This window comes from Phenylobacterium sp., from assembly GCF_037138395.1.
Taxonomy (GTDB): Bacteria; Pseudomonadota; Alphaproteobacteria; order Caulobacterales; family Caulobacteraceae; genus Phenylobacterium.
In genome coordinates this window covers 1-4,191 of sequence record NZ_JBAXIM010000191.1, presented here as the reverse complement: position 1 = coordinate 4,191, position 4,191 = coordinate 1, and the positions used below count along the sequence as shown (strand labels likewise).

Below are 4,191 nucleotides of genomic sequence, written 5' to 3'. Positions count from 1 at the left end.
CCGGGGCGCAGGTCCAGTTCGGTGCGGGCGCGCTCGGGGTGCGTCCCACTCTGACGCAGGGCGACGTAAGTCTGGACGTCGCCGGGTTTGGGGGGTCGGTTCTGGCTCATGCTCGAAAACGTATGGAACATACAGTGAACGTGCAAATATTTTTTGTAGTTTACATACATCAGGGGATCGCTAGGGTCGGGGCATGGACAACCGCGCCGCCCGCCTGCGCCAGGCCCGCCTTGATGCAGGCTTCGAGACCGCCGCCGCGGCGGCGGAGGCGCATGGCTGGAACCGCAATACCTATGCCTCCAACGAGAACGGCAATGCGCCCTACTCCTGGCGCCGGGCACGGGACTATGGCGTGGCCTTCAACGTGCGTGCGGAATGGCTCTACGACGCCCAGGGCCCCGCGGCGGGCCAGCCGGGTCCGGCCCCGGTCATTGGCCGGGTCGGTGCCGATCCCGGGGGCGAGGTCCTCCTCGCCGGCGGCCAGGCCCAGCCGGAGTTCGCTCCCCTGCCCCCCGGCGGAACGGAGCGTGCCGTGGCCCTGCGTGTGACCGGTCACTCCATGCGTGGCCTCGCCGACGATGGCGCCCTGATCTATTTCGAGGACCAGCGTACCCCGCCCAGTCCCGACATGCTCGGCCAGGTGGTGGTGGTCGAGCTCGATACCGGCGAGGTCCTGGTCAAGCGGCTGCTGCGCGGCGGCGCGCCGGGGCGTTTCGACCTGGAGAGCCTGGCCGGCCCCACCCGGCGAGACGCCCAGCTTCGCTGGGCCGCCCACATCACCGCCATCGTACCCCCTTGGCAGGCTCGCCGGATCCTGCTCAGCGGCGACTAACTGCAGACGGAAGTCCTCAAAACTTGGCTATGGCTGTATTTTTATTACAGTCGCTGCCATGTCCTGTCCCCGATCCCCCCCGCCTGACCGCGACGCCTGCCTGGCCGTGGAGCGCCGCATTGACGCCGCCCACCTGGAAGCCTGGCAATCCGACATGAAAAGGCGCAGCGGCGTCTGCCTCTCGGGCTTCGATCCCGATCCGCCGCCCCTGCGCTCCGAGGCCGAGCTCCGCGCCGCCGCCCGTCGCCGGCTCGCCAACCAGAGGGCCTGGCGCCGCAGCCCCCGGGGCCGTCTCGAGGCCCTCGCCGTCGAGGCCCAGGCCGTCTCGGGCCACACCCTGCGCGCCGGGCGGGACCTGGCGGGCTATCGCGCCGCCGTCGCCATCCCCGAATTCAGCCAAGCGGCCCGCCGCCTGACCCGCCTCGCCGCGGCAGCCCGACGGGCGCTCAGGGACCTCGAAGCCAGTGAGGGCGGTCCGGAATGACTTGGCAGGGGGGGCCGAACGGGGGAACGTTACACATTGCACGCCAGTTCCGTTTTTCAGGTCTTCCGGACGACATGTCCTTTGCACCCCCCGCCATCGACGCAGATCCTGCGCAGACGCCAAAGGCGAGTTGGGTGACGCCGGCCATCATCGGCTCGGCCCTGCTCATGCAGACCCTGAACGCCACCGTCCTGACCAACGCCCTGCCGACCATGGCCCGGGCCCTGCACGTCGAGCCCCTTCGCCTCAACCTCGCCATCACCATGTACATGCTGGCCGCCGCCGTCTGCCTGCCGATCAGCGGCTGGGCGGCGGACAAGTTCGGTGCCCGGCGGGTCTTCCTGGCCGCCATCGTCCTCTACGCCCTGGCCTCCGCGGCCTGCGGCCTCGCCGTGTCCCTGCCCACCCTGGTGGCGGCGCGAATCGCCCAGGGCGCGGCCGGCGCCCTGATGGGGCCCGTGGGGCGCCTGGTCCTCCTGCGCACCACGCCGAAGTCTGAACTCATCGGAGCCATGTCGGTCCTGACCATGCCCGCCCTCCTTGGCCCGGTAATCGGCCCTGTCCTCGGCGGCGCCATCGTCACCTTCGCGGACTGGCGCTGGATCTTCTACATCAACCTGCCCATCGCCGCCGTGGGCCTCGTCATGGTCATGCGCCATGTGCCCCAGGTGGCCGAGCAGGACGTTGCACCCATAGACTGGCCAGGCGTCGCCCTCACCGGGTTTGGCCTCGCCGCCCTGATCTTCGGCTTCGAGAACCTTGGCCGTGACGTCCTTCCGCCCCTGGCTGTCGCTGGCCTGTTCGCCTCGGGCCTTGGCCTCCTGTGGGCCTACGCGCGCTATGCCCGGGGCAATTCCCACGCCGTGCTCGACACCAGCCTGTTCAGCATCGCCACATTCCGGGCCTCGGTGGTGGGCGGCGGCTTCATGCGCCTGGCCATGGGTGCCAACCCCTTCCTCCTGGCCCTGCTCTTCCAGGTCGCCCTGGGCATGAACGCCCTCCAGGCCGGCCTGCTCACCTTCGCCAGCGCCGCCGGGGCCCTGGTCATGAAGACTGTCGCCCCGCCCATCCTGCGGCGCTACGGCTTCCGGCAGGTGCTGACCGTCAACGCCGTCATCGTCGGCCTCAGCTTCATGGCCTGCGCCAGCTTCACAGCCTCGACACCGCACCTGGCCATCACCGCCATCCTCCTGGTTGGCGGTTTCTTCCGGTCCCTCCAGTTTACCAGCCTCAATGGCCTGGCCTATGCCGAGATCGAGTCTGGCCAGATGAGCCGGGCCTCCACCCTCTCCTCCATGGCCCAGCAGCTGGTGCAGTCCATCGGCATCGGCCTGGCCGCCACCCTCCTGCACATCTCCATGCAGGCGCACGGGGTGAAAACCCTGACCGTGGACGTCATCGCGCCCATCTTCCTGGTCATCGGCGCCGTGACCTTCATCGCCCTGGCCTTCTACCTACGCCTGCCCCGCGACGCCGGCGACGAGATGAACGGCCGAGCTTGAGGCTTGAAAAAAGGGGCGGAGCCTAGGCCCCGCCCCCGTTTTCGGGTTCGGTCAGGCGGATCAGACCGCCGCCAGGTGACGTCCCGAGGTCAGGGCCGTCTTGGCCGCCAGCTCGGCCTTGGCCGCCTCGTACTCCGCCGCCAGCCGGTCGACATAGTCGGCCACCGAGGGGATGTCGTTGAGCACGCCAATGCCCTGGCCGCAGCCCCAGATGTCCTTCCAGGCCTTGGCCTCGGTATTGCCGCCCGAACCAAAGTTCATCTTCGAGGGGTCCGCCTGGGGCAGGTTTTCCGGGTCCAGGCCCGCCCGCTCGATGGAGGGCCGCAGATAGTTGCCATGCACGCCGGTGAAGAGGTTCGAATAGACGATATCCTCACCCGAGCTCTCGACGATCATGTCCTTGTAGCCCTGGACGGCGTTGGCCTCCTTCGTCGCGATGAAGGCCGAGCCCATATAGGCCAGGTCCGCGCCCATGGACTGGGCGGCCAGGACCGAGCGGCCGCAGGCGATGGCTCCCGACAGGGCGATCGGCCCGTCGAACCACTGGCGCAGCTCCTGCATCAGGGCGAAGGGCGACAGGCCGCCAGCATGGCCGCCGGCCCCGGCCGCTACGGGGATCAGGCCGTCAGCGCCCTTCTCCACAGCCTTGCGGGCGAACTTGTCGTTGATCACGTCATGCAGGATGACGCCGCCCCAGGAATGGATCTCGATGTTCATGTCGACATTGGCCCCCAGCGAGGTGATGACCAGCGGCACATTGTATTTCTTGCAGAGGGCGACGTCCTCATCGAGCCGGTTGTTCGTCCTGTGGACAATCTGGTTCACGGCGAAGGGCGCGGAGAGACGGTCCGGATTCTTCCGGTCCCAGTCGGCCAGTTCCTCGGTGATCCGGGCCAGCCACTCGTCCAGCTGGCTGATGGGCCGGGCGTTCAACGACGGGAAGGAACCGACAACGCCTGCCTTGCACTGGGCGATGACGAGTTCGGGTCCGGAAATGATGAACAGCGGCGAGGCGATGACGGGCAGGCGCAGGCGCTGGGAGAGAATGGGGGGCAGGGCCAAGGGAGAATTCCTGTTCTGAGACATTATGATTTACATCGTACAATAAAACGGAGAATTGGCAATGCCCCCGCCGCCGGTGACCGGCAAGCCCCCATTCTAACTCTCCAGCCAGCGGGGGAAAGGGGGCACCCCTGAATGCGCGATCCCTCCCCTTCTTTGGGCGAGGTGGACCGGTCCGGAGGGGGTCAACTGAGCCGCCGTTGACCCCCTCAGTCGGCTACGCCGACAGCTCCCCCTGAGGTGGAGCCATTACCGCCCTAATTCCTCCCCATCAGGGGGAGGTGGCGCGCGCAGCGCGACGGAGGGGGTCA

At 68.1% G+C, this 4,191-nt stretch carries 4 protein-coding genes; 3 read left to right on the top strand and 1 reads right to left on the bottom strand.

Features of this window, described 5'->3' with window-relative positions; all coding sequences use genetic code 11:
* Positions 1-193: 193 nt before the first annotated feature.
* The 3 genes from WCJ52_RS11970 to WCJ52_RS11960 all read left to right on the top strand — a co-directional run bounded on the left by WCJ52_RS11970 (position 194) and on the right by WCJ52_RS11960 (position 2,818).
* Complete coding sequence (locus WCJ52_RS11970) at positions 194-832, top strand: S24 family peptidase (RefSeq protein WP_336903537.1); 639 nt, start codon at positions 194-196, stop codon at positions 830-832.
* Between the two features lie 58 nt (positions 833-890).
* Positions 891-1,316 carry a hypothetical protein gene (locus WCJ52_RS11965; RefSeq protein ID WP_336903536.1) on the top strand — a complete coding sequence of 142 codons (426 nt, stop codon included), beginning with the start codon at positions 891-893 and terminating at the stop codon, positions 1,314-1,316.
* Between the two features lie 74 nt (positions 1,317-1,390).
* Positions 1,391-2,818, top strand: a complete 1,428-nt coding sequence (locus WCJ52_RS11960; protein WP_336903535.1) for an MFS transporter — start codon at positions 1,391-1,393, stop codon at positions 2,816-2,818.
* 60 nt (positions 2,819-2,878) lie between these two features.
* Here WCJ52_RS11960 and WCJ52_RS11955 read toward each other — a convergent pair whose 3' ends face one another.
* A complete protein-coding gene (locus WCJ52_RS11955; RefSeq protein ID WP_336903534.1) occupies positions 2,879-3,880 on the bottom strand; it encodes a nitronate monooxygenase family protein in 1,002 nt (333 codons plus the stop codon).
* Positions 3,881-4,191: the final 311 nt, after the last annotated feature.